The sequence below is a fragment of the Populibacterium corticicola genome, from assembly GCF_042683685.1.
In the GTDB taxonomy this organism is placed as follows: Bacteria; Actinomycetota; Actinomycetes; order Actinomycetales; family Cellulomonadaceae; genus Timonella; species Timonella corticicola.
This window is the reverse complement of sequence record NZ_JBHUOP010000013.1, coordinates 1-2,993: the sequence shown is the minus strand read 5'-3', so window position 1 is coordinate 2,993 and position 2,993 is coordinate 1. Positions and strand designations below refer to the sequence as shown.

3 protein-coding genes are annotated in these 2,993 nt (G+C 54.2%); all 3 read left to right on the top strand.

Annotated features, from left to right (window positions below):
- The coding region (locus tag ACFSYH_RS14885) for a flagellin (protein ID WP_377468255.1) at nt 1-822 on the top strand (822 nt) is incomplete at its 5' end.
- A 232-nt stretch (nt 823-1,054) separates the two neighbouring features.
- Complete coding sequence (locus ACFSYH_RS14880) at nt 1,055-1,960, top strand: flagellin N-terminal helical domain-containing protein (RefSeq protein ID WP_377468253.1); 906 nt, start codon at nt 1,055-1,057, stop codon at nt 1,958-1,960.
- Nucleotides 1,961-2,215: 255 nt separating this feature from the next.
- The coding region (locus ACFSYH_RS14875; protein WP_377468251.1) for a flagellin N-terminal helical domain-containing protein at nt 2,216-2,993 on the top strand (778 nt) is incomplete at its 3' end.

Genomic DNA, 2,993 nt, shown 5'->3' with positions numbered 1-2,993 from the left:
GCTGAGGGTGCGTTGACTGAGACTCACGCGATCCTCCAGCGTCTTCGTGACTTGGCTGTTCAGGGTGCTAACGATTCGAACAATGACAAGGCACGCGACAACATCAAGACCGAGGCAGACTCACTTGTCAAGGAACTGAACCGGATCGCGGAGTCCACCAACTTCAATGGCACCAAGCTTCTGAATGGTGACGTCAATGGTGCTGGTGGCACCACGCTGACCTTCCAGGTTGGTGCTGATGGTGACACTGCCTCGGCAATCACCGTTGACCTGGCCAACGCGAACGTCTCCCAAATTTCCGCAGACCTCACAACCGGAGGCAAGGAAATCGTACGTGCGTTTGGAACCAGCGAGGCGGATGCTCTTGCCGCTATCGTCAACGCGTACGGTATCACTGCTGATGAAGCCGCAGACCTCACTGACACGAGTGACGTTATGGCAGCGCTTGAGGCCCGCGGCTATGCTAGCGCAGACCTCGCCGACAACGGTGGCCAGTGGGAACTGACCCTTGAGACTGAAGCATTCAGCGTTGCCTCCCACAACGCTGCTCAAGCTACAATCGCGGCGATTGATGCGCAGATTGAGTCTGTCTCGACTGCTCGTGCTGAGTTGGGTGCTTACCAGAACCGGTTTGAGCACACGATCAAGAACATCAACGTTGCAGTGGAGAACCTGTCTGCTTCTGAGAGCCGTATCCGTGACACGGATATGGCGCAGGAGATGATGAACTTCACCAAGAACCAGATTCTGTCTCAGGCTGGTACGGCGATGTTGGCTCAGGCTAACCAGATTCCTCAGGGTGTTCTTTCACTCCTACGCTGATCTCAGTGGCCCAGCGGGTAACCGTTTGATCTCTTGGAGGGTGGTCCCGTTCATTCAGAATGAACGGGACCACCCTCTGTTTTATATGTGAGCATGCAGACTCTTCACCCTTAATCGTCGTAGGTTTTTCTTAAGTTGCGTGAGGCTACGCCGATGGGTTGGCTGTAACAGACCCTCGTGCCACGGATGGTGCGAGAGTAACACCGCCCCATTTATTCATGGAGGATTCACAATGGGACTTTCGATTAACCAGAACATTGCGGCGATTAACTCGTACCGCAACCTGTCGAACACTCAAAACGATCTGTCGAAGTCGCTTGAGAAGCTTTCGTCGGGTTTCCGTATCAACCGTGCGGCTGATGATGCTGCTGGTCTTGCAATCTCTGAGGGTCTGCGTTCGCAGATCGGTGGTTTGAAGGTTGCTGGTCGTAACGCTCAGGATGGTATCTCGGTTGTTCAGACTGCTGAGGGTGCGTTGACTGAGACTCACGCGATCCTCCAGCGTCTTCGTGACTTGGCTGTTCAGGGTGCTAACGATTCGAACAATGACAAGGCACGCGACAACATCAAGACCGAGGTAGACAGCCTTGTTGAGGAACTTGACCGGATTGCGGAGTCCACCAACTTCAATGGCACCAAGCTCCTTGGCGGTGCCGGATCCGCTACGACGCTGACCTTCCAGGTTGGTGCTGATGGCGACTCCGCTTCAGCGATCACCGTTGATCTGACCAGTGCAGACGTAAAAGATGTCGCATCCAGCCTTGGTCAGGGCGTGGCTGCCGCGTTTACTGCCGCTGTTCGTGACGTAGACGGTAACGTAACCACGCACGCAAACAAGATCGATGTGACTTCGCACGCGAACGCTCAGGACTCGATTGCGCTGATCGACTCGCAGATTGAGTCTGTCTCGACTGCTCGTGCTGAGCTTGGTGCTTACCAGAACCGGTTTGAGCACACGATCAAGAACATCAACGTTGCAGTGGAGAACCTGTCTGCTTCTGAGAGCCGTATCCGTGACACGGATATGGCGCAGGAGATGATGAACTTCACCAAGAACCAGATTCTGTCTCAGGCTGGTACGGCGATGTTGGCTCAGGCTAACCAGATTCCTCAGGGTGTTCTTTCACTCCTACGCTGATCTAGTGAACGCGACAGTCTTGGACTGTTTCGTTATGAAGGGCGTTCCACTCACAACTGCGAGTGGAACGCCCTTCGTGTTTAGTCGCCGTTGCCTTTGACGCGCACGTCCTGCCGGCACAGATTCTTCATCCACAATCGTCGTAGGTTTTTCTTAAGTTGCGTGAGGCTACGCCGATGGGTTGGCTGTAACAGACCCTCGTGCCACGGATGGTGCGAGAGTAACACCGCCCCATTTATTCATGGAGGATTCACAATGGGACTTTCGATTAACCAGAACATTGCGGCGATTAACTCGTACCGCAACCTGTCGAACACTCAAAACGATCTGTCGAAGTCGCTTGAGAAACTTTCGTCGGGTTTCCGTATCAACCGTGCGGCTGATGATGCTGCTGGTCTTGCAATCTCTGAGGGTCTGCGTTCGCAGATCGGTGGTTTGAAGGTTGCTGGTCGTAACGCTCAGGATGGTATCTCGGTTGTTCAGACTGCTGAGGGTGCGTTGACTGAGACTCACGCGATCCTCCAGCGTCTTCGTGACTTGGCTGTTCAGGGTGCTAACGATTCGAACAATGACAAGGCACGCGCGAACATCACCACCGAGGCAACGAGCCTTGTTGAGGAACTGAACCGGATCGCGGAGTCCACCAACTTCAACGGTCGTAAGCTCCTTGACGGTGGTGCAAGCGAAGGTATCACCGCACCGGCGGCCTACAACCTGAACTTCCAGGTTGGTGCTGATGGTGACACTGCCTCGGCAATCACCGTGAACCTTGCTAGCGCGAATGTCTCAGCAGTCTCGACATCACTGGTCGTTACCGACGATGCCTCCAACAGCGCAACTGTCGGATTCGATGTTTCAACCCACGACGCCGCTCAACTCTCGATTCAAGCAATTGATGGACAGATCGAAGCTGTGTCGACTGCTCGTGCTGAGTTGGGTGCTTACCAGAACCGGTTTGAGCACACGATCAAGAACATCAACGTTGCAGTGGAGAACCTGTCTGCTTCTGAGAGCCGTATCCGTGACACGGATA

What these genes read in the sequence shown, in the direction of transcription:
- ACFSYH_RS14880 (WP_377468253.1), top strand. Translation starts at nt 1,055, where the DNA reads ATGGGACTTTCGATTAACCAGAACATTGCGGCGATTAACTCGTACCGC.